We start from the raw sequence: 26854 nt of genomic DNA, 5'->3' as shown, positions 1-26854 counted from the left end.
GAGGCCGGTCGCGGCGCCCCACTGGACGACTCGACCTCTGGATGGCGGCGCTACTATTGCGGCTCATGCCTGCAGGCGGTGTAGGTGGTTGTCCCAACGAACGGTGCTGGTGCGCAGCGGCTCCTCGCTGGCGGCGGTGGCTGTAACGTCGAGCGCGGTTATGGCACCATTGCCGCTGGTGGCGATGAACCGGCCGGGGACAGCGGTGCCGGCTAGGCCGCAGCCGTCGGTGAGGGTGACCACGTCGATGATCCGGGTGGTGGATGCGTCGAGCAGCGCCACCGCGCCGGCACGCGGGCTGGAGGCGGCGATCAACCGGCCGCCGGCGTCGCTCGCTACCGAACCCACGTAGTTGGCGAGATTGCCGTCGATGGCTGCGGTGGCCACCGACTCCAACACGCCGTTGCGGCGGAGGCGGCCGAGGAGCGGTGGCGTCACCTCGGCTGCGCCCTCCCATTGGCCACCAAACCAGACGCTGCCCGAACGATCGACGGCCAGATGCCGGATCGACAGGTCGGCGAGCGGCTCCGGCAGCCACCAACGGCCGCGCGGCGCACCGGTGCGCCGGTCAAGCAGCACCAGATCGGACGCAACTGCCTCACCGAGCGACGTGCGCCCGTCGCCGACAGCGGGATCGGTGGCAATGCCGCCGTTGGCAACCGCCAGGGTGACGCCGTCCGGCAGCAGGACAACCTCGTGCGGACCGACGCCGCCGGTGGGGAACTCACCGATCCGCCGCCAATCCGCTGCAGCGTAAATGCCGATCATGCCCTGCTGCCGGTGAAAATCGTTCTCGGTGGCATACAGCAGGTCGCCAGCCGGCGAGAAGGCGCCATGGCCATAGAAGTGGCGATCGTCTGGGGGCGTGAAGATCTGTGGTGGCTGGTTCGGGCGTAGCACCAGTGCAAAGCGTCCCGGCCGCCGGGCGAAGATGACGATCAGGCCCGTCCCTGCGTCAGTTGTGATGCCATGACCACGCCCCGGCAGGGGAACGACCAACTGCTCGCTGCCGCTGGCATCGAAGCAGGCGACGGCGTAACGGCCGTCTGGCTGCTGGCAACCGCCGACATAGCCAACAGCGCGCGCCGATCGTGGCGTCGTCACCTCGATGGCCGCCAGCGTCCCCGCCGCAGCCAGGCCCGCTGCGACGCCACCGGTGCGCCGCAACAGGGTCCGCCGATTAATCGCCATCGAGTGCATTGAACCCCGCCTGGAAGCCAAGTGCCGGCGCCATGCCGACGTTGACCACACGGCCAAACCGCTGCAGTGCCAAGTCGATAGCGGCCAACCGGTTCCAGGTTTCCTCCTCCGCCAGATGCGCGCTCAGGTCAACCGGCAGCTGCTCGATCATCTGCCGCGCTGTCTGCAATTCAGCGCGCGCCTTGGCAGGCAAGCCGCGCAAATCGCCCGTGAGGACGGTATCGAGGCGCATGGCGTCGAGCACTCCTTGCAAGCCGTCGACGGCGCCGAGAAGGTAGCTCTTCGTCGCCGGGGCATTGTGCAGAAACAACCGGTTGGGCTTGGTCTCGGCGGCGCTGTTGCCGAGCGGGGCGATGATCATCGTCACCCGCAGCAATTCGGTCTGCGTCGACAGGGCGCGGAAAATCTCCGCCACCGAATCGCGATAGGCGTGATAGACGGGGCTATCCGGCTTCGGGTTGGCCATTGCTAGGCGGCTCGGCTCGGCAAAGCCGTCGGCGATGGCCGCTGCCAGGCGTTCGATGTTGGCGGCAACGACGCGTGCCGAGCGACAGCTGCGCACCTCCGCGTCACCGAATGTGACGATGTCGTAGGCAGGCAGCCCTTGCACCGCGGCGCTTTGCGCGGCGATCCAGGTGGCGGCATCCGCAGATCCGCTCGGCAGTGTCGAGGCCATTTGCCCGATCTGGCGACGGATGACACCGCGCGGGTCCGGCCAGAATGCCAGCTTGTCGAGACGGCTATCTTCGATCACCGGCCCGAACCGCGCCACCGACAGCTGTCCCCAGGCCGCGGCCAGGTCGCGGAATACCCCTCGCAGCGCTTCCGCTGGCGGATGGTCGTCAGCACAAGCGCTCGTCGTCTCGGCGCCGAGCCGCGTTGCCTGGGTGCGGAAGCGGCTCGTTGCCTCGGTGGCGAAACCAGCCACCACCCTGGTGGTAATATCCCGGAAGGCCTGTTCATCCGTTTCGGCGGCACGTGCGGTGCCGTGCGTGGCGGCCAGCGCGGTGGTGGCAAGCATCGCGGTGAGCAGCGCGGCGACGAACGTCGGACGGTTCCACCCCAACGCAGCGACGGCGATCGGTAAGGGTCCAGATCTCATTGTCCTCAAAATCCTTCGAGAAACCCTGACAGGGCGGCGCGGTCCGCAGCGCTCATCGCAGCATACCGCGTTCGCGACGCCGTTGCCTCCCCGCCATGTGCGGCAATGGCTTGCGCGATAGATGCGGCGCGGCCGTCGTGGAGATAGCGGCGGCTACCACCGCGGGGCGCCAGATCCAGCAGTGGGGCGGTGCGCCATTCGGCCGAAGCGACGCCTGGTTCGCCGACATCGTCGTCCAGGTCACCTCCCATGTCGTGCAACAGCAGGTCGGTGAATGCCCGAACGGGTCTGCCGGCGGCATCGGGGAGGGTGGGCGTGTGGCAGGCAGTACATCCGGCCGCGGCGAGCAGGCGAAGCGCGCCGATCTCGTGCATCTGGGCCTGCTCGCCAGCGTGGGCTGGCGCCGGACGGCTGCGAACAAAGCTGGTCACCAGGGAGATGATGGTGTCGTCCAGTTCCTGGCCGCTGGCACCGGGACGAACACCGGTGGGTGCGCCACGGCACTCCGTCTGCAATGGCGTGCAGTCGCCATAGGGAAACGGGGCATCGCTGCTGGCGAGCCCCATGTCGAGGGCGAAAGCCCCCGCCACCTGTGCCCGCAGGTCGGCAGCGGCCGCTTTCCAGCCGAAGCGTCCCACCACCGGGTGGCCGTCGACGCTGCCGAGAAGGCGGGCGCGTCCGGAAATCCCGTCGCCGTTGCGGTCGTCGGCATCGGCGGCGGCGAGGATGGCGGCGGCGTCGATGCGTTCGAGATCCGCGCGCCCGACAAGCGATGGCGCCAGGCGAACCCCGGTGTGGACGCCGTTTGTCAGCGGCGGGCCGGTGAGTTCGAAGGCCCAGGTGATCGGGGCCGCGGCATCGCCGTCCTGATTTTTGGTCGCGAGCATCAGACGGCCTTCGGCCTGCAGCCCCGGCACTGCCTGCTCCTGAAGCTGATAGCCGTAGAAAGGGTCGGGCGCGCCCGCGGTGGTGCCGAACCGTAGGACGATCCCGCGTAGGGCCACCGCCGCATCGGCAACGCGGATAACCTGGGCCGGACCGCCGCCGCGATGACAGGCGGCGCAGGCCCGGCCGCTGAACAGCGGACCGAGGCCGTCGGCGGCGTCGGTGGAGGAAGGTGCTGGTAGCCACGCGCGTTCAAACAGTGCCTTGCCCATGGCTGCATCCAGGTCAGGCTGCGGCGTTGCTTCCGCGGGCTGGTCGCTGGCGTGCGTTGGTGCTGCTGCAGTCAGCGCGGCAGCGAGGCCCAACGCCAGCGGCCAACCCGTTTGCACCCGCTCCATTCGTCGCCGACTACTGTTTGACCGTTGCGGGATTGTCGAGGCTATCGGACCCTTCCACCTTGATTTCAAGTCCAAGAGCGGTAACGACGCCTTCAATGGCGCGGGCCTGGGCGACGAGCGCATCGACAACGTCGAGGAGTATCTTGTTGCCCTCCTCATTGCCGGCAGCCAGCATCTGATCATAGGCCATCTTGCCGCTGTCGGCGGTTGTCTTCATCACATCCATGCGCGCCAGCGTCGTCGCCATGGCCTGATCGAGACGCGCTGCCACCTCGGGCGCCTTGGCCTTGCTCAGGGCGGCGATACTGGGGCCGGCAAGCGTTGTTCCGTCGCTGCGTTTGTAGCTCGCGTTCCAGATCGCCATCATCCCCACTTGGTCATAATAATGGCTGTTATGGGTGTTGTCGGAAAAGCAGTCGTGCTCCTCCTCGGGATCATGCAGCAGCACGCCAAGCTTGATCCGTTCGCCGGCGAGTTCACCATAGGACAGCGAGCCGAGACCGGTCAGAATGGTCGCCAAGCCCTCGGCCGGTGACTTGGCGAGGAGATCGAGCCGGGCTTGGCCCTTTTTGTCCCAGGCTGCCGTCATCTCCGCCAGATCCGCGACCAGCAAGTCGGTGACCACCTGTAAATAGGTGCGACGACGATCGCAGTGGCCACCGGTGCAGTCCTTGAGACCGTAATCGGAGGCTGGCCGCTTGCCGGCACCGGGTCCGGTACCGTTAAGATCCTGGCCCCAGAGCAGGAACTCGATCGCGTGATAACCGGTGGCGACATTTGTCGGCACTCCGCCCGCTTCCTGCAACGTGTCGCGGAGAAGTTTGGCATCGATCACCTTGGCATCGATGACTTTATTGCCCAGGCGCAACGACGGATTGGCGATCACGTTGGCGGTATAGAGCGGGTTTTCGTCGGACGCATCGCCGTATGATTTCCGGTCAACGTAATCGATGAGCCCCTCATCGAGCGGCCAGGAATTGACTCGCCCTTCCCAGTCATCGACCAGGGGATTGCCAAAGCGAAACCCCTCTGTTTGCTGGTAGGGGACCCGCGCCGCAACCCATGCGCGGCGCGCCTTGGCCAGTGCTTCCTCGGTCGGGTTGGCGAGCAGAGCGGCGATCGCCGACTTAAGCGTCAGCGCGGTGCCGTGAGCGTCCTGATACATGGCGTGAGCGATATCGGCGTACGTCGATACCACGGCGCTAGGCGTCGGCGGCTCGGCGCGCGCACCGTGCGGCAGCGTGCCGAGCATGATCGCTGCGACAACGACATAGACGATCCTTTGCAGCAAAGCCATGGCGAGCCTCCTTGTACGGGGCAGGGGCGGGAGCGTGGTGATCGGCGTTCCTTCAGGCGGTACAGACTTATTCATGGCTGTAGGCGTAGCCGACGCCGCGAACGGTCCGGATGACGTCCGGGCCGCCGAAGACCTTGAGTTCCTTGCGCAGGCGCCGGACATGCGCGTCGATGGTGCGGATCGCAACGTGAATATGATCACCGCGGAGGCTTCGCAGCAGTTGCTCGCGAGTATACACGCGCTCCGGTTCTTCCATCAGCAAAGAAGCAAATGAAATGTGGTCTGCGAGAGGTGGAGTGGGTGTCCACCACGGGTGCCCCTATGGGTGATCAGATCGAGGGCGATATCACCACGGGCGACTATCTCCGCGCGACTGTCGCCACTCCGGCTGCGGGTGACAACAGCAATAAATCGTTGGATCGATTGCAATAGCTGCTGATGTGTCGACTCGCTCGCCAGTCGCGACGATCCGGTCTGCGGTGAGATGTCCGGCGGGGGATCAGGAGAATGATCAGCGGCCGTTGCACCGCCACAGTTGCCAGCGCATCGGTGATGCGCTCGGCCCATTGACGCCACGCCGCGCTGGGGCAGACCACCAGATCCGGCACCGCGGCGGCGATGACAGGGAGGGCCTGTTCGGGGTCGTCCACCACCCTCACCTCACAGTCCTCGCGGGCGACGCTACCGCAGATGGCGGCGACGTCGGGTGCGGCAACAGCGATAAAGACCAAGTGAACTTTTTTGCTGCTGTGAGCGCCATTGCATACTGTCAACTTGTCATGAGCACACACTTCATTTGCAGAGCACATCGATAGCGCTTGGAGGATGGCAGAATCATTTGTGGTGCCTGGTACCTTCATTGTTGGTTGCCTCCTCCGGCAAATCACCCAAGAGCATACTCGAATCCCGCAATATTGCGAGTGATTATCAATACCATATGCTGATTACCCTATTCTTTTTGTGGAAACAAGGGGAAAAGCGGACGCACGATGTTTACCGGAGGTTGGCGCATTGTTGAATAAATACAATCTAATCAAATGGTTATATATGAACCAAGCCGCCGATTGATGGTATGCGTAACGCGAATAGGAGGCATTCGCGTCAAATACACAGATTTTCTTTGCGTGTAATGCCGGAATCGTGTATCGTGATAACGATTCGCAATCGCAATATACCGGCCGCAGAGCCTGCGGTGACAGAGCGGTGAATGGCGATCGGAAGCACGATGAGGTGAAGTGGCCCCCGAGGTGAGGACCAGTTGACGGTCGTTGTTGATTGGCAGGCCGGCCGCCTTGCGACCTCCTTGCTCATGCCACGCAGATGGTTTGACGCCGTCACGCCGCACCGCCATGGGTGTCCGGTCGTCCAGTGCTTGGCGCGGGCGTCCGGCGTTGTAAAAGCCGATCCTGGTGCCGGCTACGTCGTCTTCGACTTCGGACCCAGCGCGGCGATCCCCATTCGCCGCATCAGCCGCTGCACCCGCTTGCGATTGATCGTGATCCCCTCGGCCCGCGGGTCGATCGCCTGCAACTCCGCCTCGATCTCGCGACGCCGCCGCATCAGCTCGTAATTGGCCTGCAGACCGAGGAAGGCGCCGTCAGAGAGGCCGAAATAGCGGGCGAGGCGGAGATCGGTATCGGCGGTGACCGCCCGCTTGCCGAAGACGAGTTCGTTGATCCGACGCGGCGGTACCCGGATCGCCCGCGCCAACGCGTTCTGGCTGAGTTCCATCGGCTTGAGGAATTCTTCCAACAGGATCTCGCCCGGATGCGGGTTCGGCAGCAGGTCACCCTCGCTGCCTGCTTCAGTCATGATTGTCGACGATTTCGACATCCCGTGGCCCTCCGTCGGTCCAGACGAAACANNGATGCGCCATTGAGCATTGATCCGGATGCTGTGCTGCCGGGCCCGGTCTCCCCGCAGCGCCTCCGGCCGGTTGCCCGGCGGCAACCACCGGCCACCCGGCAGCCTGCGACTCCGCCGACCGTCTCAAATCCTGTCCCTCTCCGGATCGGCGAGACTCCTAATTTTGAACGAGGAATATAACGCCGCGCTTTGTTGGCGGCATTGACAGATATGACATCGCCGTCTGCCTCAATTTGTCACCTCTGCTCCGGTCAGGAACACAAGCTTGCTGACCGCCTTTGGGTCTCCCCAGCCATCAACAATCCGTGTCAGACGAATTGGCTCGACGATGTTCGTGCGCAAAACGAGCCGCCGCGGCTGTTTGGAAAATCTAGCTATCGCTTCTACGCTTGAGCGAGCGGTATCTTCGGGTAGCCCGAATCGCAGAACCTGCGCCGTCAATTCGCCAACCTGAGATTGATTCAACTCCAGCTGACTGGGGTCACCGGGCAGGCGAAACCTGTGTACGTCATAGTATTGCTTGTAGCGATTGACAAGGCCCTCGTCTACGTATGACAAGCCGAAGTCGGTGATGCCGATTTGTTCAGCAGCCTTTTTCTGCCCGGACAACATCGCCATTCCCCCAAGAGCGGCGAGTGGATTATCCGTTGAGGCTTGGTTTGCGATTTCTGCGATCGTACGAATGAGCTTTGGCTTGATTCCATCCAAGCCGACGTGAAGCCGGAGCTCACCCATTCGCGCGAAGCCAAACGAGATGGACCACTGTAACGCAGCGTCGCCAGGATCGTACTGATAGTCGACATCTGCATGTCCTGTCAGATCGCGGTACCCCAAAACAACGAGCGCCTGCAGGGGGTCTTGCAGTATCTTGGCAGGCGGATCCGTAAGACGGACAGATAATATTGAATGGCCTTCTTCAAACTGTCTACGAGCCACATCCAGCACATTGATGCGCAGATCAACAAGTTTGACGTGCGCTGCTGCTACCAAATCGGCTTCGCGCTTCCAGTCAATAATTTCCAGAGTGCCGAGCGTTATTGGAAACGATTCCTCATCGCCAACGGGCCTGACGTCATGAATAGAAACCACGCCAGTTAGTGGATTGTAGGACGTACTGCCATACGCGACGCGGCCGACTAAGTCGGCGTCAATGAACATGCGCCGCACCGCCTGAGCGGTTTCACGCTGCGCATACCACCACCCGCCCGCTGCCATCATCGCAACGACCGCTGCAGCCGATACCAGGATGATCCTCAACCTCTTCATCGGGGAGTTCCTCTCATTGGAACACCGGTCATTGCGGCCTCCAGTCATCAAGCCCGAGGCGGAAGCGAACCATGGCGATGAGATCGTTCGGCGAAGAACATCCTTCTTGCTCACACGTTAGAGCCTTGAACGCGGTGAGTGTACCTACAGGGAGCCCATCGTCTTCATCTCGATCTCGGCTTTGAGAGAGCTCGCCTCTTACGATAAACCATCCCGGTTTCAGAAATTGATTTTCATGAATAATCTGCAAATGCAATGGCCAGTCAGCGATGGCTTTCCTGCCGCTTGCGTCATGAACCCGCAACACGCCCTGATATTCGGTTCTAAGCGACTTGGCTAAAGTCAGCTTTGCCAGTTCAATGGCGATATCCGAAGATGCTCCGCTGATGTACCGCAATCGCTCTGTCGTTCCGAATGTCCGCAGTCGCTCGTAGTCCCGCATTGCATCGGCATTGCGCCGCCGCTGCTCTTCGCTTTGAGTTGCGTCAGGGTGCGTATCCGTTTTCTCAGAATGAAGTATATTGACTGAGCTTCCTGTATTCGTCTTGCCATCGCCGGGTGCGAGCGCGATAGCAGCCGGCTCATTCGTTGTGTTCTTTTCTGCCTTGGAAGCGGATTCAACAGGTTCTCTGGCAGATTGCTCACTGGCGCGGAGGGAACAGGAGTATTTGCTGCGCGCTCAAGGTCACTGTTAGACGATAGCTGCGAAATACGAGAATTATATAAATCGACCAGGCAATTTTTCGGAGCAGATTTGTTCTTGCATAGTTCGCGATCGCGGAGCCACTGCACTTGATCGGCTTTGATCCTGTTTCGTTTATCATTGTTAGCATTAGATCTGCTCAGTTTGTAGAGAGCAGAGAGTTTTTGGTCGAGGACGGCAAGCTCTTCATCCTGGCAAATTGCCAATTCTGACCATGTCCTCGCAAGAGCGCATTCAAAGCTTGGTTGCGCAGCATTGACGACATGCGGTGATGCGAGCAACACAGTTAGAAGAACCCAATTGATTCCTCTCGGTCTATAATCCGTTGGACGCATGCACTCCCCCTCTTAACCCGTCTTATGCGCCGAATGCCGCCATCCAAGCCCAACCGCATGGAACGCAATCGTTTCCAGCGTCCGTGCCGTGGCGAAAATTTGCCACACGTCAGTTTCGCGTAACGCATTGACAATGCTGACAAAAGCGTCACCCGGTATCAACCTCCTGAATAAGACGGGTTAAGGCAATCCTCTAAAGTCATTAACATGCCAGCAAACGTTATATTATTTTGCATCCTTGAGTGTCTAATATGTCCATTACCTCCTACGAGAGTGTAAAGTGGATCATAATCCATTACTTCACACGAGCGCCGACGCACGTTAGCGGGTCACGGCGCACCCTCCATCTGCTCAAACGCCTGACGTCCGCCGTTCTTATCGCCCCCCACACTCCCCGCGCACGTGTCGCCCTCTTCGGCGCCGTTGAGCCAGACTTGCAATTGCGCGGTGCGGGCTTGGGTGAGCTCGGCGAGGACGCCGCAGGCGCAGGTGGGGTAGATCGAGCCGTAGGCCGTCTGCTTGTCCGTCGCCGGATAGACGGACGCCAGATGAGCGTCGCGGAAGGCGAGCCAGGCGTGCTGTGCCGCGCGCAGGCTGGCGAGGAAGGCCGCGTCCGATTTGTATTTGGCGAGGATTTGCTTGTAGACGGCGTTGAGCTTGGCGTCCGCCTGCTTGTAGGCGCCGCAGGCCTGGTTGTTGAGGTCGGCCTGGGTCTGCGCCATGGCGGGCATGGCAACCAGCAGCAAGACGGCCAGCGCCACGCCGGCAATTATCCTGTAAGCGATCATCGGTAGAATTCCCCCAACCTCGGAGACGCGCCGCCATCGCCGCGTCTCACGACCCGTATGGGGAGTAACGTAACAAGGTTCGCAAAATACAGCAACGTGATGCTAGCAGGGTGGTGTCGCAGCTTGAATTCACGCGTTTCGCCATTTGCGACCAATTCAGCGTGCGGAGAGGGGACAATGTTATCGTCGGTATCGAAATCCGTGCAGACATCCTTTCTCACGGCCACTCTGAGAGATGAAAATTGGGACATTAGGAAGCGCGGATAACCGAGTCCCCGGCGCAAAACTCAGCGGCACATAGGCTTCCGCCATCGCCGAACCGCGTCATAGCCCCCGCGCAACCCAGCCGGGGCAACTCCTCAAACATCCGAATCAGCGTCAGACGCTCCCGCGGCGTCTTCACCTCGTTCGCCAGCAACAGCGCGTCGAGCCGATCCTGCCAGGGACCGATCTTCGGCAACGGCTGCAGCCCCCGCTCATAGCGAAACTCCGTCGCCCCAACGTGCATCATCTGGGCGGATCACCTTACGCACAACCTTCCGCGACACCCGAAGCTCGCGGCAGATCACCTTGATCGGCTTCTCTTGGACGAAAAACGCCCGACGGATCTTCGCGATCGCCTCCACCACCAACATCCTAATCCCGGCTCCTATGTCCCTCATGGAAGCCAATGTGAACCCTCCGTCCCGGGGAGCCCGATTGGACGCCGATCACCCCGAATACGGGGTCCTTATTCAACGCCGATCCACAGGCAAGATCCGCCAACCGGGCGAGACGCTCGACCGTGAGCTCTTCGGTGAATGGGATCGTCAGGGTCTGCTGCTCGGTCCAGTTCTTGCCGCTATGCTCATATTGGCGGAGCACCGCCTCGACGAAGCTGACGCGAAGCGACTTCGTCGGCGCGTGATAAGCCACATAGAAGCTGTAGGGCTGCGCGATCAGCCTGCCCAGCCTCGAAATCTCCTCGGCATCCCCTTATCTTTGCCGGTAAGTGGGAGGACGCAGATGGATCATCAGGACCTGACGATCGAACTCATCGAGATGGCCGAACTCAGTGTCACCGATCTCGATGATGCGGTGCTAGCTGCCGTGGAGGCCGCTTTGGCAGAACTGGTATCGATTAACGCCAGCGCGAACGCGAACTTCGATGACGACGACGAGATACGCACCGGCCTTGGCTTCCTGCATTTCAAGGAACAGCGCTTCTACAGCGTCAAGCTTGGCAACGTCACTCGCGACCGCCTCGGATCGCTCGGCCTGGGCGGCGCGCTACTCGGTAGCACAAGCGGTATCGCCACGCTCGTCACCAGTGGCGCTCTTACGGGATGGGCCGGCGCCGCCGCCCTCGCAGCCATCGTCCTCGCGCTGGTCGGCCGCGGAAAGCCGTTCGTATCCTCGTTCGGTCTCGACGAGGCCACCGCCCTCGATCTCGCTTGGCGACGTTCGCGCGTCGAGCACGGCTTTCGCATGGTCGATCTCGAAGCGATGGTCGAGGGGCTCGACGAGGTGGAAGCGGTCTACCGCAACGCGGGGTTCAACCGGAACAAGCTGACCAATGCACTCGGCAAGCTGATTGCGCTCGGGATGGTCGCGGAGGCCGGGCCGGATCGCTACCAGCTCGTCGAGAAGATCATCGTCACCGGCACAAACGAACTGGCCCTGTCGCCACCATGACGATCCCGGAGCAGCGCCACAAGGTTGTCAGTGACTGGGAAGCCCATGCGGGCCAGGTCGAGGCCGCCTTTCGTGAGCCCGACATCGTCGATCATCTCGAGCGGATGGCCTTCAGTCCCGGTACGTTCGAATCGATACTCGGCAATATTGCCAAGGACCTGCAAGCCCAGCCCTGGCTCGTCGAGGAAGCGGGCTACGAATGGACTCTCGATCGAACGGCCTACCGTTTCGCGCAGGAAGCCTTCAACCAGAGCCGGGTGCTGAATGCACTGGGCGGACTCGTGCGACCCCAGGATGCGAAGGCGCCGGCTTCCGGCATCGCAGCGCGGCAATATCTGCGCTGGCGCATTGAGGATGCCGAACCCCATTGCGTCCGCCATGCCGACTGGCGGTTCATCGTCCTGCCGTTCGGCTGGGACAATGCGATCAGCCTGCTCATGCTCGCATTCCGGGCCCATGCAGGGGCATCCCCGTCTTTCAGCGCATGTTCCCTGCTGCCACGCCGATGGCCGACTGGCGGCGGCCGGCCAAGGGGCTCCTGCTCGCGGCCATGCCGATTCCGGCGCAACTGCCAGTTGTCGACTCCTTCCTGCTCGATGCGATGCGCAACGAGCACGCTTGGTACAATGACGCCATCATCTCGATCGCCGAATTCGACGACCCCGCGGTTCGCACGATCTGGTCGCTCAGCTCTGACTGGGTGATCGGCCACGAACTGACCCACGCCCTACTTCACGAGAGCATGCCCTGGTCGTTGGAGCGCGAGATGCAGGCCGACCTGGGCGGTCTCATCCAGTTGATCACATGGACGCGGCCACGCGACCTCTGGGCTGGCCGAAGATCTCAGCCCGAACTTCTGGGACTTTATCAGCGCCCGAACCGGCCTCATGATGCTGACGCTCGCGTCCGACCTGGCGCAGCGCCAGCGAGGCATGGCGGCGGCTATGGTCAATGGCGCCAAGGCGCGTCTTGCCCATCTGCATGACTTCGTCGATGTGAACCTCGCCGTCACGACGATCACGCCCGAAGAGGTCTGGCTGATGGCCCAGTTTGCTGAATGCTTCGATGCCTTCATGGCCGATTTCAGCGCGCTTCAGGCGAGTATCCCGCCATGGGCGCCGCCGCAATCCCGCCGCGCAGCGCGCGAAGCCGACCGCGTGTTTCGCGAAGAACTCCGCGAGCACAAAGCCAGGGGCGGCGGCCTGATCCTTCCTGAAGAGTGAAGTGACGGATCCTGCCCCCGAGACAGCCGACGCCTATGCCGACCGCGTCGACGGGCGTTTCCGGCGCCTGCTGGACCAGGGCTTTACCGAGCCTGATGCGCGCGAACGGCTGATCGCGCGCCACGCCACAACCGGCTTCCCGGTAACGCCCGAGTAGCCCGAGTAATTTTGTAGGACGGGTTTGAAGCGAAGTGCAACCCGCCGGATGCGTTGGTGCATCCACCGTGTGCGGCGGGTTGCGCTTCGCTTTAGACTTGCCCTACAGGGAGTCAATCACCGACGATCCGGGTCGCTCACCTTCGCAATGAGCAGCATAGCGAAGGTGAGCGACCTCCGAACGGTCGAAATTGGGATAATTCGTCGGATCACGGCGGGACCTTAGGAAGCAGGCGTTGAGACTGAGACGCGACGGATAGCAGCCGGTCGTTGACAACGGCGCAGCGTTCGCTCTATGTTCTACATGGATTCCTTGAGCCCGCTGGTCATACCGCTCGCGGCAGGCCGAATAGGGCGCCGATTGACGACCGATGACGACAAAAGACGACAGGTTGGCCGGCAACCGGGCGGACATGCTGCCAGATCAGCCGGTTAGGATGAGCTAACCCGATACTGAACGGCCTGCGAACCGCCGCTCGTCCACTCCCGACCGGCCACGGCACGCGGCGGACGGGGTTGCCGTGGGCGGAAGGTCTGCTATGAAAGGGGCCCGTTCTCCGGACCCCGCGGGCCATGACCGATATTACCCCTGAGTTGATCGCCCAGCACGGGCTATCGCCTGATGAGTATGCCAAGGCGGTCGAGATCCTCGGCCGCGCCCCCAACCTGACCGAGCTCGGTATCTTCTCGGTCATGTGGTCGGAGCACTGCTCGTACAAGTCCTCGAAGCGCTGGCTGCGCCTGCTGCCCACCACCGCCCCCTGGGTGCTGTGTGGGCCGGGCGAGAATGCCGGCGTCGTCGATATCGGCGACGGCGATGCCGCCATCTTCAAGATGGAGAGCCACAACCACCCCTCCTACATCGAGCCCTACCAGGGGGCGGCGACCGGCGTCGGCGGCATCCTTCGCGACGTCTTCACCATGGGCGCGCGCCCCATCGCCAATCTCAATTCGCTGCGCTTCGGCAGCCCCGAGCATCCGAAGACGCGGCATCTGGTGGCCGGCGTCGTCGCCGGCATCGGCGGCTACGGCAACTGCGTCGGCGTCCCCACCGTCGGCGGCGAATGCACCTTCGATGCCGGCTACAACGGCAACATCCTCGTCAATGCGATGACCGTCGGTCTCGCGCGCGCCGACCGGCTGTTCTTCTCCGCCGCCGCCGGTGTCGGCAACCCGATCATCTACGTTGGCTCGAAGACCGGTCGCGACGGTATCCATGGCGCGACGATGGCGTCGGCGGAGTTCTCCGAGGAGAACGAGAGCAAGCGGCCGACGGTGCAGATCGGCGATCCGTTCACCGAGAAACTGCTGATCGAAGCCTGCCTGGAGCTGATGGCCACCGAGGCCATCGTCGCTATCCAGGACATGGGCGCCGCCGGGCTCACCTCCTCGTCCTTCGAGATGGCGTCGAAGGGCGGCGTCGGCGTCGAACTCGACCTCGACCGGGTGCCGGTGCGCGAGGTGGGCATGACCGCCTACGAGATCATGCTTTCGGAAAGCCAAGAGCGGATGCTGATGGTGCTCAAGCCTGGCCACGAGCCGGAAGCCGAGGCCATTTTCCGCAAGTGGGAGCTGGATTTCGCCATCGTCGGGCGGATCACCGACAGCCGCCATATGGTGCTGCGCCATCATGGCGCCGTCGTCGCCGACCTGCCCATCGACCCGCTGGCGCTGGCCTCGCCCGAGTACGACCGGCCGACGGCACCGACGCCGCCGTCGCCGGTGATCGAGGCCGCCAGCATCGTCGCTCCCGCCGAGCCCTTCGGCGCCCTCTGCCGGCTGCTCGCCTCGCCCGACCTCGCCTGCAAGCGCTGGGTGTGGGAGCAGTACGATCACATGGTCATGGCCGCGACGCTACAACGCNCCGGGGGCGATGCCGCCGTCGTCCGCATCCCGGGCACAATGAAGGGCCTGGCGCTCACCGCCGACTGCACGCCGCGTTACTGCTACGCCGATCCGCTGATCGGCGGCCGCCAGGCGGTGGCGGAAGCCTGGCGCAACCTGACCGCGGCCGGGGCGACGCCACTTGCCATCACCGACTGCCTCAACTTCGGCAATCCGGAGAAGCCCGAGATCATGGGCCAGTTTGCCGGCTGCCTGCAGGGGATGGCCGAGGCGTGCCTGGCGCTGAACTTCCCCGTCGTTTCTGGCAACGTCTCCTTCTACAACGAAACCAACGGCATGGCGATTCCGCCAACGCCGACGGTGGGTGGCGTCGGCCTGATCGGCGATGTTGCGCGAATGGCGACACCAGCGTNNCTGAAGTCCGAGGGCGACGTCCTCGTGCTGATCGGCCAACCGGCGGGCGGTGGCTGGCTCGGCCAGTCGCTTTACCTCCGCCAGCTGCATGCGCGCGCCGAAGGCGCGCCGCCGCCGGTGGATTTGCCGCGCGAACGGCGCCATGGCGATTTCGTCCGCGGTCTTATTACCGCCGGGCGCATCACCGCCTGCCACGACATCGCCGACGGCGGTCTGCTGGTGGCGGTGGCCGAGATGGCGATCGCCGGCAACCACGGCGTCGACCTCGAGGTGGAGGCCACGGCCGGGATGCTGTTCGGCGAGGACCAGGGGCGCTATCTGCTCACGCTGCCGGCGGCGGCAACGGAGAGCGTTGCGGCCGACGCGGAAGCGGCGGACGTGCCCTTTACCGTCGTTGGCCGGGTCGGCGGCGATCGGTTGACGCTGTCGACGGCCCACGCCATATCCGTGAACGAGCTAGCGCGCGCCCACGAGGTGTGGCTGCCGACCTACATGGCCGGTGAAGCGTAGCGAACCACAGAGGGGAAGCGCCCATGGCGATGAATGCGAGCGATATCGAGCAGATGATCAAGGACGCGTTGCCGGATGCGCAGGTGACGATTGAGGATCTGCGCGGCGACGGTGACCACTATGCGGCGCTCGTCGTCTCGCAGGCGTTTTGTGGCAAGTCGCGCATCCAGCAGCACCAGATGGTCTATCAGGCGCTGCAGGGGCGAATGGGCTCAGCCTTGCATGCGCTGTCGCTGCAGACCGCAATTCCCGAATAGGTCGCCGGCCACCCCCGTCCGCGCCGCCGCGCCATACAGCGAGCCATACAGGCCAGCCATAGAGGAAAGATGAACCATGACCGACAATCCGGTTTTCAAGCGTATCCAGCAGGACATCAGCGAGAACGACGTGGTGCTGTTCATGAAGGGCACGCCGATGTTCCCGCAATGCGGCTTCTCCGCCGCCGTCGTCCAGGCGTTATCGGTGATGGGCGTCAAGTTCAAGGGGATCGACGTGCTGACCGACCCCGGGTTGCGCGAGGGGATCAAGCAGTTCGCCAACTGGCCGACGATCCCGCAGCTTTACGTCAAGGGCGAGTTCATCGGCGGCTGCGACATCGTCCGCGAGATGCATGGCACGGGCGAATTGCAGGCGCTGTTCAAGGAAAAGGGAATCGAGTTCGCCGACGCGCCGGCTGCCTAACAGCTGACGGTACAGCATACTCGGATCGTCGGCCACCGGTTCGGTGGCTCGGCGGTCACGGGACTTTGGTCAAGCGTCCCGTGACCGCCGAGTACTTCATTTGCAAAGTTACCAGCCTACCGTTTTGAAGATGGCAAGGCTGATCGGGCCGGGGCTGTGGATCGTTTCCGCCATATTGAGGGCCGGCGTCATCAGCGAGTTCGGGTTACCCTGCTTGTAAGTCGCCTCGTCCAGGTGCGAATAGCTGCTCCCTGGCAGGAATGTCTTCGGTGCGAAAAGTTTGGCGCGGAGGTTGCTGTTGGCCGCGCGCACCGTCGGGCTGTCTAACCATAGACCGTTGCTCTGGAACTGACCCGCCAGCGCCTTCGATGGATCGGCGAATTTCAAAATCGGCGTCCCGGCGGTGTTCTCAACGTAGCGGTCGTAGATCGACGGAAAGCCCAAGGCCTTTATCGCGCCGACGCCACCCGAAACACGTCCCAAGCCGAGAAAGCCCAGACCATGCCCGAGTTCATGCAGAACGACGGTAGTGAAGTCATACTTTCCCGCTGGGGACGTGCCGGCGCCGAAGTACCAGTTGGGAAACGCGCTGCTGAAGCTGGCAACGATGTCAGGGCTTGCTGCAGCGAGTTGCTTGCCGGCGCGCTTGTTGGCAACCGCCTCTACATACCAAGTTCCTTTTTGCGGAGCACCGGGGAAGTCGCGCACGATCACGCCTGGTCCAGCCGCCCCGAGCACACCCACAGCCAGCGGTGTATAGGTCGCCCGCACCGTGATCGGTACCGGTGATGAAATCAGGCTTGCCCAGATGTTGACTGCCCGTTGAAAGGCGGTTTTCGCAGCCGCCGGGAATCCAACGTAGGTAACGACAAATTTCGCCGGGACTGCTTGCGGGACTATTGACAGTTCTGGTGCAACATAGCTTTCCGGACCATCCGGACCAGCAAGCAGCGGGACGAATGATCCTGCCCGCATCTCTGTCGCCGATGCCGGAACTGTTAGTGAAATGATTGAGACAGCAGTCATGGACGCGAGCATAGCCCACGTGATACGCCTGAACACTTTCATTTGACCCCCTATAGACACGCCGCGTCGCCACTTAGTACGGCTCCGCGTGTAATAGATTAAATTGTGTACATGTTGTTGGGTGCGCGCGTCAACGGGGAATAGCGCCGTTTTGGCGTTTTATGGCCGACCACTGATCTACTTACTGGTTTGGGGCGGTTGCTTGCCACATATTTAAGCTGCGGCCGGACCCGACCGCTCTTTTGCTAGGGCCGTGAGCGATGCGGGCACGGCTCAGGTGGAATGGCTGTCCGCCTGCTTGTTGTGCTTTGCTTTGCTGTCGGTGGCGATCTTCGCTGGGGTGAAGGCGAGGATAACGTCGCCCGCGGCTGCGTCCAAGCTGTCGTCGCCGGCAAGGAACTGCACACGGCCGGAGGGATGGGCGACGGCAAACAGTTCGGCCGCTGCTGGCCTGTCCTGCAGATAGCGCTCGAGGCCATAGGTTTCGGTCAGCTTCGTCCGGCTGAAGGTCCAGCCTTCGCGACTGCGCTGCACCAGCAGATCGTAATCGCCGTTGCCGATGGTGAGCAGGCCGCCATCAAGGGCGATGGTGGTCCGATGTGCGGCCTCGCTCTCCGCATGCTTCAGCCGCATCACCCGGTTGCGACCGATCTCCGGCGCAAACTGGGCACAGGCCAGCGCGTTGTAGGCATCGTTGTCGGTCACCGCGAGCAGATAGTCGAAGCGGCTGACCTCCATCTGCCAAAAGGCCGCCTCGCTCAGCACCTCGCCGAAATAGGTCGACACGCCGGCCAAGCGGGCGGTTCGCAGCCGGTGGCGGCTGGGATCGGCGATGGTCGCATCCAGGCCCACGTCCGTCAGCGCCCGTGCCAGATCGACGCTCCACGGCGAGGCGCCGAGGATCAGCACCGACGTCCCGCCAGCGTCAGCGAGACCGAGCCGGCGGCCAAGAGTGACGATGCTGAACCCATGCAAGATGACGGTTGCGAACACCATGGCAAAGGCCAAGGGCACCAGCCGGCTGGCATCCGCGTGGCCCAATCCCACCAGGGCCGGGGCAAACAAGCCGGTGACGGCGACAGCGACGATGCCGCGCGGTGCAATCCAGCCGACGAGCGCACGTTCCTGCCAGGGGAGGCCGGCACCGATGGTACCAAGCCACACCGAGGCCGGTCGGACGAGGAAGAGCATCACCGCGACAAAGGCAAGAGCCCTTGGATCAAGGCTCATGATGTCGTCCAGGCGCAGCGAGGCGGTGAGCAGGACAAACACCGACGCCAGNAGGAGAGTGGCCAGGCTCTCCTTGAACCGCCGCACCTCGGCGAGGCCCACCAAGCCGCCGTTCGCCAGCGTCATGCCAAGGACGGTGACGGCGAGCAATCCCGTCTCGTGATATAGTGCGTTCGCCACCACATAGCAGCCAAGGACGACACTGAGCAGCACGGCGGAGCGAAGATATTCGGGAGCATGGCCGCGATTGAACAGCATGATCATGCCGCGGCCGATCAGGAAACTGACCACGGCAACCACTGCCACCGTGATCAGCAGTCTCGTCGAGGCTTCGCCGAGGCTGACAGCGGTGTGCGCCACGCTGAGAAATTCGAAAACCAGCACCGCAAGCAACGCACCGATGGGATCGTTGACGATGCCTTCCCATTTCAGCAGCGACGCCACCCGCGGCTGCAGCCGCGCATGTCGCAGCAAGGGCATGATCACTGTCGGGCCGGTTACCACGAGGATGCCGGCAAACAGGAAGGCGACCGGCCACGCCAGGCCCGCCACGTAATGCCCGGCGAGNGCCCCCAGGATCCAGGAGATGGGGGCAACAAGCAGCACCAGCCGGCGGACGCCCGGACCGGCTTCGCGCAGCTCATGCAGGTTGAGGCTGAGGCCGCCGTCGAAGAGGATGATCGCCACCGCCGCCGCGACGATCGGCTGCAGCAGCGGCCCGAAATGCTGTGCCGGGGAGATGACACCGAAGACCGGTCCCATCAGCAGACCGGCGACCAGCATCAGCACGATCGCCGGCACACGCAGGCGCCACGCCAGCCATTGGCTGCCAACTCCGACGAGAACGACGAGAGCCAGCACCACCAGCAGCGATTTTTCCACGAACACCTCGCGGGCTGACCGCCCGCGCGGCGGCCCGCGAGGTCGGCTGAGAAGATGTTATCGCGAATAAAACTCGATAACGAGGTTTGGTTCCATCTGGACGGGATAGGGAACGTCGGCCAGCTTCGGTGCGCGGATGAAGGTGCCCTTCATCTGGTGGGTATCGAAGCTGACATATTCCGGGACATCGCGTTCCGGCGACCCAAGCGCTTCCAGCACCAACGCCATCTGGCGCGCCTTCTCGCCGATCTCGATGACGTCGCCGTCGCGGACCAGGTATGAGGGAATGTTGACCCGTCGCCCATTGACCTTGATGTGGCCATGGTTGACGAACTGACGTGATGCGAAGACGGTCGGCACCAGTTTCATCCGATAGACCACCGTATCGAGCCGCCGCTCGAGGATGCCGATCAGGTTCTCCGACGTGTCACCGTGACGGCGAACCGATTCGTCGTAATAGCGGCGAAACTGCTTCTCGCTGATGTTGCCGTAGTAACCTTTCAGCTTCTGCTTCGCCATCAGCTGGGTGCCGTAGTCGGTCGGCTTCTTGCGCCGCTGGCCATGCTCACCCGGTCCATAGTCGCGGGAATTGAGCGGGCTCTTGGAACGGCCCCAGAGATTGACGCCGAGGCGTCGGTTGATCTTGTACTTCGCTTCGATACGTTTGGTCACGGTTCACTCTGCTGATTATGTGCGTTGATTGTTGTCCCGGTAGGCCCTGGCACGACAACGCCGCGCCGGACGGGGCAGGTACGCCCACGTTTCCGGGAGTGGGCGCGGGTTTAACCGAAACGCACCCGACATGTCAAATCTTGCGCGCGGTGAAACGCCGCCGGCGCGCCGACGAAGGCTTGTTTCCTGCTTGCCAGCCGCCGTTGACCTCAAGCATAACGCTATCGATGCGCGACACGCCACTCCAAGTCTTCAATCAAGACCACGGTCTCCAGGAGGACGATTGCATGTTTCCAGCAAAATATCGGCTGTTGGCTTCCTTCTCTATCCTCGTCTTCTTGCTCGCTGCCTGTGCCACAGACACGCCGCAGGAGAAGGCCGCCGATCGGGAGTCCCTACAGGGCGTGGTGGACGGGGCCGCGGAAACGGTCACCGCCTTCCGTACCGGCGCCAATGCGGCGGCGGTCAACGCTGCCCTCGCCGACGCGCGCGGTGTCCTTGTCTATCCGAAGATCACCCGGGCAGCGCTGCTGGGCGGCGGCTCCGGCGGTTTCGGCGTCCTCGTCGGCCGCTCGGCGACCGGGGTGTGGAGTTCGCCCGCCTTCATGTCCTATGGCGGCGCCACCTTCGGCCTGCAGGCGGGCGTCGATACGGCAAGCGTCATGGCGGTGATCAAAACCGAAGAGACGCTGAAGGCGCTGGCCGAAGGCAAGCCGGTGTTCGGCGGTTCGGCCAATGTGGTCGCTGGTGACAGTGCAACGGAACAGCCGATCAAGACGACCGGAGCCGATGTGATTGTCTTTACCCGCAGCCTTGTCGGTGCCTACGCCGGGATCAACCTCGGCAGCGGCGTCGTCGATCCAGCCAACGATCGTAACGCCAACTATTTCGGCCAACCTGCCACCGCGACGCAAATTGTCATCGACCATGCGGTCAGTAGCCCCGATGCCAAGGTGCTGAAGCAGGCGCTGGCAAAATAATAACGCTCTGACGTAAGGGGCGGCGCCTGGGCCACGCAGCAGCGCCCGATCGCCGGCGGGCGCTCTCTCAGGAGGAGGCGTTGGGTGGGGCGGCACTCTTGTCGCCTGCATCAGCCCCTGCCGCCGACGCGGCACTGGCAGCGCGGACGGCGGCGCGGCGGGCGTGTATGATCTGCATCGCCAGTCCGTGATAGAGCGGCACCCGGCAGACCAGTTTCGACGTCCCGAGACCCAGCATGGTCGCCGCCATCAGCGGCACCATCATGCTGTGATTGCCGGTCATTTCCATCACCAGGACGAAGCCAGTGATCGGTGCCTGGGTCACACCGACGAAATAGGCGACCATGCCCAGCATCGCCGAGGACCCGGCCGGCGTGCCCACGAACAAGGAGCTCAGTGCCGAGCCGATGCCGGCCCCCACGGAGAGGCTGGGCGCCAGCAGGCCACCCGGGATGCCGCTGATGGTGGAGGCCGCCGTCACCACCCATTTCGCCAGGGCGAAGTCCCAGTCAATCAGCCCTGAGCCTTCAAGGGCGCTGCGCGCGGCGGCATAGCCGGTGCCGAAAACAGCGCCATGGGTGAGATAGCCGGCGACAGCGACCACCAGACCGCAAGCCGCGGCGAAACTGGCGGGATGATGCAGCAGATCCTTGCCGAACCAGCGGCCAAGTCGCCTGCTCGTCCACAGCACGAGGCGGGCGAACAGGCCACCGAGGAAGCCACAGAACACGCCAAGAATGATCACCGGCAACCAGCCATTGTGCAAGTCGAGCGTAACCGTGCTGCGGCCAAAATAGTCGTAGTAGCCGACGGTGGCGATCGAGACGATGCCGGCAAGAATGACGGCGAGTAGCACAAGGCCGCTGGTGCGCTGTTCGTATGCGCGTGCCAGCTCTTCGATGGCAAAGACGAGACCGGCCAGCGGCGTGTTGAAGGCGGCGGCGATCCCGGCAGCGGCGCCGGCGAGGATGAAGCCGCGTTCCCGCTTCAGCCCCGCAAGGCCGGCCGCCACCATCATGATCGACGCCCCCACCAGCACCGTCGGTCCTTCGCGACCGATCGAGGCTCCCGCAAGCAGACCGAGCAATGTCAGCAGGATCTTGCCAAATGCGACGCGCGCCGTCAGCAGATCCTGGCCGAGGCCGCTATCACGCAGATGCCGCCCGGCGATGGAATGCGGAATGCCACTGCCCTGCGAGCCAGGGGAAAAGCGCGTTGCGAGCCAAGCGGCGAGTGCGAACAACGTCGGCGTCATGACGAAGGGCAGCCACGGATAGCGGGCGAACAGCTGCTGATTGAGCTGCTGCGCCTGGTCGGCGGCCATGGCGAAGCCGACGGCGACCAGGCCAACGATGAGGGCACCGCCATAGAACGCGAGCCGGCGGCGCCAGCTAATCGGCGTAAACCAAGCGTGTCGCAGGCGGCGATTGATCAGCTTCAAATGTTTCGGCATCCGGCTCTCGGTGGGGCAATGAGGAGCATCGGCTGGCCTTTCGCCAGAGGGAGCTGGTTCGCCGATCACGACCTTGCCATCATGCGCAGAAAATCCGCCGTGTCACGCAATCGACGCCCTTGCCGCCTCACGCCTGCGCGACACTGCTGGCCAACCGCAGACGGCGTGCCAATCTCAAGGGGGTGGCGCTGCAGGGGCGGCGCCTGCAATCGGCAAGCCCGTCTGTTCGAAAGGAATCCTTGCATGACCGAGGTCAAGGCTATGGCAGCGCTGCAAGCAGGGGAGCCGCTGCAGCCATTCAGTTACGAGTTAGGTCCGCTCGGCGACGACGAGGTGGAGGTGGCCGTCCACTACTGCGGCCTCTGCCACAGCGATCTCAGCATGATCGACAACGAATGGCATATGAGTAAGTACCCGCTCGTTCCCGGTCACGAGATCGTCGGTGAGGTCGCGGCGGTGGGTGCGAATGTTCCGCACGTGCGGCAGGGCCAGACGGTGGGTGTCGGCTGGTACTCCCGCTCGTGCATGCATTGCCACGAGTGCATGCAAGGTGATCACAACCTGTGCAGCACCGCTGAATCGACGATCGTCGGCCGCTATGGTGGTTTCGCTACCCGGCTGCGGGCGCATTGGGGCTGGGTGCTACCCCTGCCCGACGGACTGGATCCGGCGACGGCGGGGCCGCTATTTTGCGGCGGCACCACCGTCTTCAACCCGATCCTGCAGAACCACATCCGCCCCACCGATCGTGTCGGTGTCGTCGGTATCGGCGGCCTTGGCCACCTGGCGCTGCAGTTCCTCCGCGCCTGGGGCTGTCACGTCACCGCCTTTTCCACCTCGCCCGATAAGGAGGCGGAGGCGAAGCAACTCGGCGCCACCGACTTCGTCGCCACCGCGGGTCCGAATGCGCTGGCCCGACTGGCCAACAGCTTTGCCATGATCCTGGTTACAGTAAATGTCCCGCTTGACTGGGAAGCCTATGCGAAAATATTAAAGCCGCGCGGGTGCATCCATATCGTTGGCGCCGTTCCTTCGGTCACTATTGGCGGCTTTACCCTGATTGGGGGCCAGAAGTCAATCAGTGGCACACCGCTCGGCAGCCCGGCAACACAGGCGGACATGCTGGCGTTCGCCGCACGCCACGCTGTCGCGCCGATCGTCGAGCCGTTCCCGATGTCGAAGGTGAATGATGCTCTGGAGCGCCTGCGCTCCGGCAAGCTGCGCTATCGCGCGGTTTTACAGAACGATCTCGGTTAACCTGAACTGCATGGGGCGCCGCCCTGGCCAGCACGACTGGGGGCGGCGCGACCTTGCAGCAAGCTTAAGTCATTGGGTGCGCCGACGATTGGCCTGCATATAGGCACGCAGAACCGCATTCATCCGCGTAAGATGTCCTTTACCCTGGCCGCGGAACCAGTGAAGTACGTCGCTATCGACGCGTAAATGCACTGAAGTCTTACCGGGTGCAATGGGCAGCGGTGTTGTCATCCACGAGGATTCTTCCGCTCCGATAACACCGCAACCATCGAGTACATCATTGTCAGCCTGCTCGACGATCGCTCTTAGCTCTTCAACTGAGTAGGTGCTAAAGTCGTTCTTTGCCATGGTCCTGTCCCTCCCACATGCAACGAAGTGTCTGGATTCCGGTGCACCCTCCGGCTTCCTCAGTTATCCCCCATGACATGACACGTAGGTTTGTACACAACTCCTTCGGGAGATTCGCGCCCGAACCGTATTGAGCGGCGCTTCTTATGCGTTTAAGTGGCACCGACGATCCGAACGACGCGTGCTGCAACCACGCGAACATTAATACAACGCCCATTGAGACGATCAGGATGCCCTAAAACAACCATTAATGGCAAGACGTCAAGACTAGATCAATGCAGGAACCGATTATGACAGTGAGTCTGCGTCGAGATCAAGCAAAAGCTAAAGTTTAACAAATGTGGTGGAACCGTTGCCGCAAAGTGGCAACGCACCAGTGAGTTGTTTTTGGGTTGATGACGCAATGTGCACGTGAATTAACGGCAGCGGAACGGTATGATCGCGTGCCCCGGCATGATTGTCCGCGGATAACCGCGGTGTTCACCGCATTGCCCACGTCAGCGGTGCCCCCGTCCGGGCGGCAGTCATCATGCTCGACCACCTTGGCGACATGCGCCCGCTTTCGCTGCCCAGGCGACGATGGCGGTGCCGCGGTGGCGAGACCGCGCCGGCTTACTGGCGTTGCCTGCGGCTGCCGCCGCCGCTATTCATGCTGGCTGGAATTCGTCGGTCTAATTCGTCCTCGTGGAGCCCTCTCACCCGGAGGGGAGAGAGCTCCACGGGGATCTAGGCCCCCTGCCGTTCGCGACGTTGGTCCTGTTACCCCTGACGGGACGGGAATTCTCTTCGTCCGAGCGCGCGGTATGACCTCTCCCTCTTTGTCGCAGAGTGCCGCCGGGTGGCAGCGCATAAAACTGTTGATGCCGGCTTGCGCCTGACCACCTTGTCACCGTCAGGATCGAGCCGATCCGGGGCGCGGGTGAGACCGCGATCGAAGCAATGGACACTGCGGAGCACGGCGAGCGGTTTCGCCGCCGCTGTCGCCCGATTGTCGATCAGCGGGGCCTCAGCCATGGCATTGGCGGCAGAGCGCCGTCAGGCGCTCGAACTGCCGAGAGCCACCACCTGCTGCTTGGCGATAGTGCGGTTGCCGACGACGGTGCATCGGGAGCGCGTGCTGCACGGCACCCGGGTTTAACATGAGAAAATCACGACGGGTCACGGTACGTGGGTTGCCGTGATACCCGCCAAGGCTGCCGTATACCGTCAGTGGCCGGCGATATTCGCCACCGGTCATCGCATCCTCCCGATTTTCAGGTTATTATTATTATTGATCGTTAAATCCGATCTTGAGGACAGAATAATTAAGATCACACTGATTTACCAGTAATAACTGCAACGCAAGCAGCAGAATATTGTGATATTAAGTGCTATTTGCAGTTCCCTGCTAGAATTGTTCATGCATGGGCGCACAGATTGAATACCATTGCATGTATTGTGCGTATAAGGCGATCCTGGCCCGTCTTCGCCCCAGATCTTTCCGCTAGACCCTGGTCCGGGCGGTGAACGCGCCGCATCTCTGCCAGAACCGGTGTTACCGCAAAGACGTGCGGGTGGCGTTTACCCTCATAGCTGCCCTGCCTCGGCGGCGTGTCGGCTGCTTCCCGCTGCGTCGTCAACCGCAGCCCCCACGATGAGGGGGCGGGTCGCAGGACCGTCCGCCTCCCATCCCTGGACGTGCAGATAACCGGCCGCGGCATTGGCGACCGCGGCAACACGGGTGGTCGGATTGAGGATCGGCTCCACCAGCCAGGAGAAGTCGTCCGCGGCGGAGGCGACCAGCCCCTGCATGCAGGCGCGGCGGGCCTCCGTCTGCTTGCCGCGATCATGCCCGGGGATGCTGAAGTCAAGCCAATGGTTGGTGATCGTCGCCGGCGCTTCGTGCAGCCGCGACGCATCCTCCGTCCGCTCGATGACGCAGCCTTCGCCATCACTGACGCCGCTTAGGGTAAAGAACGCCGGCGCGCACAGCGGCGCCTCGCTCAGCATCGCCTTGGCCTCGTCATAGGTCCGGCACCGCTCGAACACCTGACGCAACAGGTGCACCGGCGGCAGCCCGTCCCGGCGCCAGATACGGGCGCGGCCGATCGCCCAGTCAACTCGCATCACCGGGGTGTAGAGGTTAAGCGGCGGCTGGTTGATCGCCGCACTGAAGCGACCCGGCGCCATCGCCGTCAGGACGCCGGCGAAGCCGGGCCAGGTGATATTATAATACGTGCCCGCCTCTGCCTGCTGCACCGTCACCACCAAGTTGGCGCCGAGCCCCGCCGTCGGCCAGTCGAGCGTTCGCAGCATCCGGTTGCCAGGGCGCTCGGGGTCGGCGGCGACGCCGGTGGAACATGCCCACTCATAGGAGAGATTGAGCATCACCGCGCCCACCCGACCCACCTGGCGGGCGATGGCGGCGATCTCGTCGCGGTAGGGGTTGCGTCTCAGCTCAAGCCAGTGGCTGGTGACCCGGTCGCCGATGGCGAGCGGCAGTCGACCGTAGTGACGCTGGCAGGCGTCGAGCAGACGGCCGAGATACTCCGGCAGACGTTGCGGCAGCGCGACCGGACCGTCGCCTCCGAGATCGACCAGCGGAATCGCCGGCAGGCTCGCCGCGCCGCTCCCGATCGGTTGCACACTCATCGCATCAGCCATAAAAGTCTCGCGTTTTTCGA

Annotated in this window: 27 protein-coding genes and 1 pseudogene; 8 read left to right on the top strand and 20 right to left on the bottom strand. The window is 63.0% G+C overall.

Annotated elements, in window-relative coordinates:
• Positions 1 to 63: 63 nt before the first annotated feature.
• The 12 genes and pseudogenes from HQ394_RS13715 to HQ394_RS13665 form a co-directional block, all read right to left on the bottom strand.
• Entirely contained in the window at positions 64 to 1191 is a 1128-nt protein-coding gene (locus HQ394_RS13715) for a DUF1513 domain-containing protein (RefSeq protein ID WP_190260699.1), read from the bottom strand.
• Positions 1181 to 2302, bottom strand: coding sequence for an imelysin family protein (locus tag HQ394_RS13710; protein ID WP_223291583.1), 1122 nt, complete (start codon positions 2300 to 2302; stop codon positions 1181 to 1183). The genes HQ394_RS13715 and HQ394_RS13710 overlap by 11 nt, the downstream gene beginning before the upstream one ends.
• A gap of 5 nt (positions 2303 to 2307) precedes the next feature.
• Positions 2308 to 3576, bottom strand: coding sequence for a di-heme oxidoredictase family protein (locus HQ394_RS13705; protein WP_190260697.1), 1269 nt, complete (start codon positions 3574 to 3576; stop codon positions 2308 to 2310).
• 19 nt (positions 3577 to 3595) lie between these two features.
• On the bottom strand, positions 3596 to 4882 hold the full coding sequence (locus tag HQ394_RS13700; protein ID WP_190260696.1) for an imelysin family protein: 1287 nt from the start codon (positions 4880 to 4882) through the stop codon (positions 3596 to 3598).
• A gap of 67 nt (positions 4883 to 4949) precedes the next feature.
• Positions 4950 to 5138, bottom strand: coding sequence for a winged helix-turn-helix domain-containing protein (locus HQ394_RS13695; protein ID WP_223292104.1), 189 nt, complete (start codon positions 5136 to 5138; stop codon positions 4950 to 4952).
• A gap of 103 nt (positions 5139 to 5241) precedes the next feature.
• Entirely contained in the window at positions 5242 to 5742 is a 501-nt protein-coding gene (locus tag HQ394_RS13690; RefSeq protein WP_190260694.1) for a hypothetical protein, read from the bottom strand.
• Positions 5743 to 6298: 556 nt separating this feature from the next.
• Positions 6299 to 6715, bottom strand: a complete 417-nt coding sequence (locus tag HQ394_RS13685; RefSeq protein ID WP_190260693.1) for a HigA family addiction module antitoxin — start codon at positions 6713 to 6715, stop codon at positions 6299 to 6301.
• Positions 6716 to 6976: 261 nt separating this feature from the next.
• On the bottom strand, positions 6977 to 8014 hold the full coding sequence (locus HQ394_RS13680) for a hypothetical protein (protein ID WP_190260692.1): 1038 nt from the start codon (positions 8012 to 8014) through the stop codon (positions 6977 to 6979).
• Positions 8015 to 8042: 28 nt separating this feature from the next.
• Positions 8043 to 8411, bottom strand: coding sequence for a hypothetical protein (locus HQ394_RS13675; protein WP_223291582.1), 369 nt, complete (start codon positions 8409 to 8411; stop codon positions 8043 to 8045).
• Complete coding sequence (locus HQ394_RS21225; RefSeq protein WP_407644703.1) at positions 8357 to 9052, bottom strand: lysozyme inhibitor LprI family protein; 696 nt, start codon at positions 9050 to 9052, stop codon at positions 8357 to 8359. Before HQ394_RS21225 ends, HQ394_RS13675 begins: the two co-directional genes overlap by 55 nt.
• A gap of 329 nt (positions 9053 to 9381) precedes the next feature.
• On the bottom strand, positions 9382 to 9840 hold the full coding sequence (locus HQ394_RS13670) for a lysozyme inhibitor LprI family protein (protein ID WP_190260690.1): 459 nt from the start codon (positions 9838 to 9840) through the stop codon (positions 9382 to 9384).
• A gap of 308 nt (positions 9841 to 10148) precedes the next feature.
• Positions 10149 to 10475 (bottom strand): annotated as a pseudogene (locus HQ394_RS13665) (IS21 family transposase); the annotation flags it as partial.
• On the opposite strand from HQ394_RS13665, the gene HQ394_RS13660 reads away from it, so the two are divergent.
• The gene (locus tag HQ394_RS13660) at positions 10411 to 11514 is read left to right on the top strand and encodes a hypothetical protein (RefSeq protein WP_190263424.1); all 1104 of its coding nucleotides are present in this window, start codon (positions 10411 to 10413) and stop codon (positions 11512 to 11514) included. The pseudogene HQ394_RS13665 and the gene HQ394_RS13660 sit on opposite strands and share 65 nt — an antisense overlap.
• On the opposite strand, the gene HQ394_RS13655 is transcribed toward HQ394_RS13660, so the two are convergent.
• Positions 11451 to 11972, bottom strand: coding sequence for a hypothetical protein (locus HQ394_RS13655; protein WP_190260689.1), 522 nt, complete (start codon positions 11970 to 11972; stop codon positions 11451 to 11453). The genes HQ394_RS13660 and HQ394_RS13655 overlap by 64 nt on opposite strands.
• A gap of 429 nt (positions 11973 to 12401) precedes the next feature.
• On the opposite strand from HQ394_RS13655, the gene HQ394_RS13650 reads away from it, so the two are divergent.
• From HQ394_RS13650 to grxD, 5 genes are all read left to right on the top strand, one after another.
• Positions 12402 to 12737, top strand: coding sequence for a hypothetical protein (locus HQ394_RS13650; protein ID WP_190260688.1), 336 nt, complete (start codon positions 12402 to 12404; stop codon positions 12735 to 12737).
• Between the two features lies 1 nt (position 12738).
• Positions 12739 to 12894: a hypothetical protein gene (locus HQ394_RS13645; RefSeq protein WP_190260687.1), complete on the top strand. Its 156-nt coding sequence runs from the start codon at positions 12739 to 12741 to the stop codon at positions 12892 to 12894.
• Between the two features lie 572 nt (positions 12895 to 13466).
• Positions 13467 to 15662 (top strand): phosphoribosylformylglycinamidine synthase subunit PurL, encoded by a 2196-nt coding sequence (gene purL, locus HQ394_RS13640; RefSeq protein WP_190260686.1) that lies wholly within the window; start codon positions 13467 to 13469, stop codon positions 15660 to 15662.
• Between the two features lie 23 nt (positions 15663 to 15685).
• Positions 15686 to 15919 carry a BolA family protein gene (locus HQ394_RS13635; RefSeq protein WP_190260685.1) on the top strand — a complete coding sequence of 78 codons (234 nt, stop codon included), beginning with the start codon at positions 15686 to 15688 and terminating at the stop codon, positions 15917 to 15919.
• A 76-nt stretch (positions 15920 to 15995) separates the two neighbouring features.
• The gene (grxD, locus tag HQ394_RS13630) at positions 15996 to 16343 is read left to right on the top strand and encodes a Grx4 family monothiol glutaredoxin (RefSeq protein WP_190260684.1); all 348 of its coding nucleotides are present in this window, start codon (positions 15996 to 15998) and stop codon (positions 16341 to 16343) included.
• A gap of 108 nt (positions 16344 to 16451) precedes the next feature.
• On the opposite strand, the gene HQ394_RS13625 is transcribed toward grxD, so the two are convergent.
• The 3 genes from HQ394_RS13625 to rpsD all read right to left on the bottom strand — a co-directional run bounded on the left by HQ394_RS13625 (position 16452) and on the right by rpsD (position 20153).
• Positions 16452 to 17411 carry a hypothetical protein gene (locus tag HQ394_RS13625; protein WP_190260683.1) on the bottom strand — a complete coding sequence of 320 codons (960 nt, stop codon included), beginning with the start codon at positions 17409 to 17411 and terminating at the stop codon, positions 16452 to 16454.
• Positions 17412 to 17642: 231 nt separating this feature from the next.
• Complete coding sequence (locus tag HQ394_RS13620; protein ID WP_456151616.1) at positions 17643 to 19460, bottom strand: cation:proton antiporter; 1818 nt, start codon at positions 19458 to 19460, stop codon at positions 17643 to 17645.
• A gap of 78 nt (positions 19461 to 19538) precedes the next feature.
• Complete coding sequence (rpsD, locus tag HQ394_RS13615; RefSeq protein ID WP_190260681.1) at positions 19539 to 20153, bottom strand: 30S ribosomal protein S4; 615 nt, start codon at positions 20151 to 20153, stop codon at positions 19539 to 19541.
• A gap of 287 nt (positions 20154 to 20440) precedes the next feature.
• Here rpsD and HQ394_RS13610 point away from each other — a divergent pair, with 287 nt between their 5' ends.
• Complete coding sequence (locus HQ394_RS13610) at positions 20441 to 21133, top strand: lipid-binding SYLF domain-containing protein (RefSeq protein ID WP_190260680.1); 693 nt, start codon at positions 20441 to 20443, stop codon at positions 21131 to 21133.
• A 67-nt stretch (positions 21134 to 21200) separates the two neighbouring features.
• Here the strand turns inward: HQ394_RS13610 and HQ394_RS13605 are convergent, their stop codons facing one another.
• Positions 21201 to 22586, bottom strand: coding sequence for a chloride channel protein (locus HQ394_RS13605; protein WP_190260679.1), 1386 nt, complete (start codon positions 22584 to 22586; stop codon positions 21201 to 21203).
• A 243-nt stretch (positions 22587 to 22829) separates the two neighbouring features.
• Here HQ394_RS13605 and ahr point away from each other — a divergent pair, with 243 nt between their 5' ends.
• Entirely contained in the window at positions 22830 to 23843 is a 1014-nt protein-coding gene (gene ahr / locus HQ394_RS13600) for an NADPH-dependent aldehyde reductase Ahr (protein ID WP_190260678.1), read from the top strand.
• Positions 23844 to 23912: 69 nt separating this feature from the next.
• On the opposite strand, the gene HQ394_RS13595 is transcribed toward ahr, so the two are convergent.
• The 3 genes from HQ394_RS13595 to HQ394_RS13585 form a co-directional block, all read right to left on the bottom strand.
• Positions 23913 to 24191, bottom strand: a complete 279-nt coding sequence (locus HQ394_RS13595; RefSeq protein ID WP_190260677.1) for a BrnA antitoxin family protein — start codon at positions 24189 to 24191, stop codon at positions 23913 to 23915.
• A 1006-nt stretch (positions 24192 to 25197) separates the two neighbouring features.
• Positions 25198 to 25428, bottom strand: coding sequence for a hypothetical protein (locus HQ394_RS13590; protein ID WP_190260676.1), 231 nt, complete (start codon positions 25426 to 25428; stop codon positions 25198 to 25200).
• 329 nt (positions 25429 to 25757) lie between these two features.
• Entirely contained in the window at positions 25758 to 26822 is a 1065-nt protein-coding gene (locus tag HQ394_RS13585; RefSeq protein WP_190260675.1) for a linear amide C-N hydrolase, read from the bottom strand.
• Between the last annotated feature and the right edge of the window lie 32 nt (positions 26823 to 26854).

It is taken from the genome of Defluviicoccus vanus (genome assembly GCF_014672695.1).
Taxonomy (GTDB): domain Bacteria; phylum Pseudomonadota; class Alphaproteobacteria; order Rhodospirillales; family Defluviicoccaceae; genus Defluviicoccus; species Defluviicoccus vanus.
Note: the sequence above shows the minus strand (reverse complement) of the source record. Positions and strands in the feature narration are given on the sequence as shown.

Excerpts from the sequence above, each read along its gene's own strand:
- HQ394_RS21225 (WP_407644703.1), bottom strand. The coding sequence starts at position 9,052 with ATGCGTCCAACGGATTATAGACCGAGAGGAATCAATTGGGTTCTTCTA.
- grxD (WP_190260684.1), top strand. The coding sequence starts at position 15,996 with ATGACCGACAATCCGGTTTTCAAGCGTATCCAGCAGGACATCAGCGAG.
- ahr (WP_190260678.1), top strand. The coding sequence starts at position 22,830 with ATGACCGAGGTCAAGGCTATGGCAGCGCTGCAAGCAGGGGAGCCGCTG.
- HQ394_RS13605 (WP_190260679.1), bottom strand. The coding sequence starts at position 22,586 with ATGCCGAAACATTTGAAGCTGATCAATCGCCGCCTGCGACACGCTTGG.
- HQ394_RS13635 (WP_190260685.1), top strand. The coding sequence starts at position 15,686 with ATGGCGATGAATGCGAGCGATATCGAGCAGATGATCAAGGACGCGTTG.
- HQ394_RS13590 (WP_190260676.1), bottom strand. The coding sequence starts at position 25,428 with ATGACCGGTGGCGAATATCGCCGGCCACTGACGGTATACGGCAGCCTT.
- HQ394_RS13710 (WP_223291583.1), bottom strand. The coding sequence starts at position 2,302 with ATGAGATCTGGACCCTTACCGATCGCCGTCGCTGCGTTGGGGTGGAAC.
- HQ394_RS13585 (WP_190260675.1), bottom strand. The coding sequence starts at position 26,822 with ATGAGTGTGCAACCGATCGGGAGCGGCGCGGCGAGCCTGCCGGCGATT.
- HQ394_RS13690 (WP_190260694.1), bottom strand. The coding sequence starts at position 5,742 with ATGAAGGTACCAGGCACCACAAATGATTCTGCCATCCTCCAAGCGCTA.
- HQ394_RS13595 (WP_190260677.1), bottom strand. The coding sequence starts at position 24,191 with ATGGCAAAGAACGACTTTAGCACCTACTCAGTTGAAGAGCTAAGAGCG.
- HQ394_RS13610 (WP_190260680.1), top strand. The coding sequence starts at position 20,441 with ATGTTTCCAGCAAAATATCGGCTGTTGGCTTCCTTCTCTATCCTCGTC.
- HQ394_RS13655 (WP_190260689.1), bottom strand. The coding sequence starts at position 11,972 with ATGGGCCCGGAATGCGAGCATGAGCAGGCTGATCGCATTGTCCCAGCC.
- HQ394_RS13650 (WP_190260688.1), top strand. The coding sequence starts at position 12,402 with ATGATGCTGACGCTCGCGTCCGACCTGGCGCAGCGCCAGCGAGGCATG.
- HQ394_RS13695 (WP_223292104.1), bottom strand. The coding sequence starts at position 5,138 with ATGGAAGAACCGGAGCGCGTGTATACTCGCGAGCAACTGCTGCGAAGC.
- HQ394_RS13680 (WP_190260692.1), bottom strand. The coding sequence starts at position 8,014 with ATGAAGAGGTTGAGGATCATCCTGGTATCGGCTGCAGCGGTCGTTGCG.
- HQ394_RS13670 (WP_190260690.1), bottom strand. The coding sequence starts at position 9,840 with ATGATCGCTTACAGGATAATTGCCGGCGTGGCGCTGGCCGTCTTGCTG.
- HQ394_RS13685 (WP_190260693.1), bottom strand. The coding sequence starts at position 6,715 with ATGTCGAAATCGTCGACAATCATGACTGAAGCAGGCAGCGAGGGTGAC.
- HQ394_RS13700 (WP_190260696.1), bottom strand. The coding sequence starts at position 4,882 with ATGGCTTTGCTGCAAAGGATCGTCTATGTCGTTGTCGCAGCGATCATG.
- HQ394_RS13625 (WP_190260683.1), bottom strand. The coding sequence starts at position 17,411 with ATGAAAGTGTTCAGGCGTATCACGTGGGCTATGCTCGCGTCCATGACT.
- HQ394_RS13715 (WP_190260699.1), bottom strand. The coding sequence starts at position 1,191 with ATGGCGATTAATCGGCGGACCCTGTTGCGGCGCACCGGTGGCGTCGCA.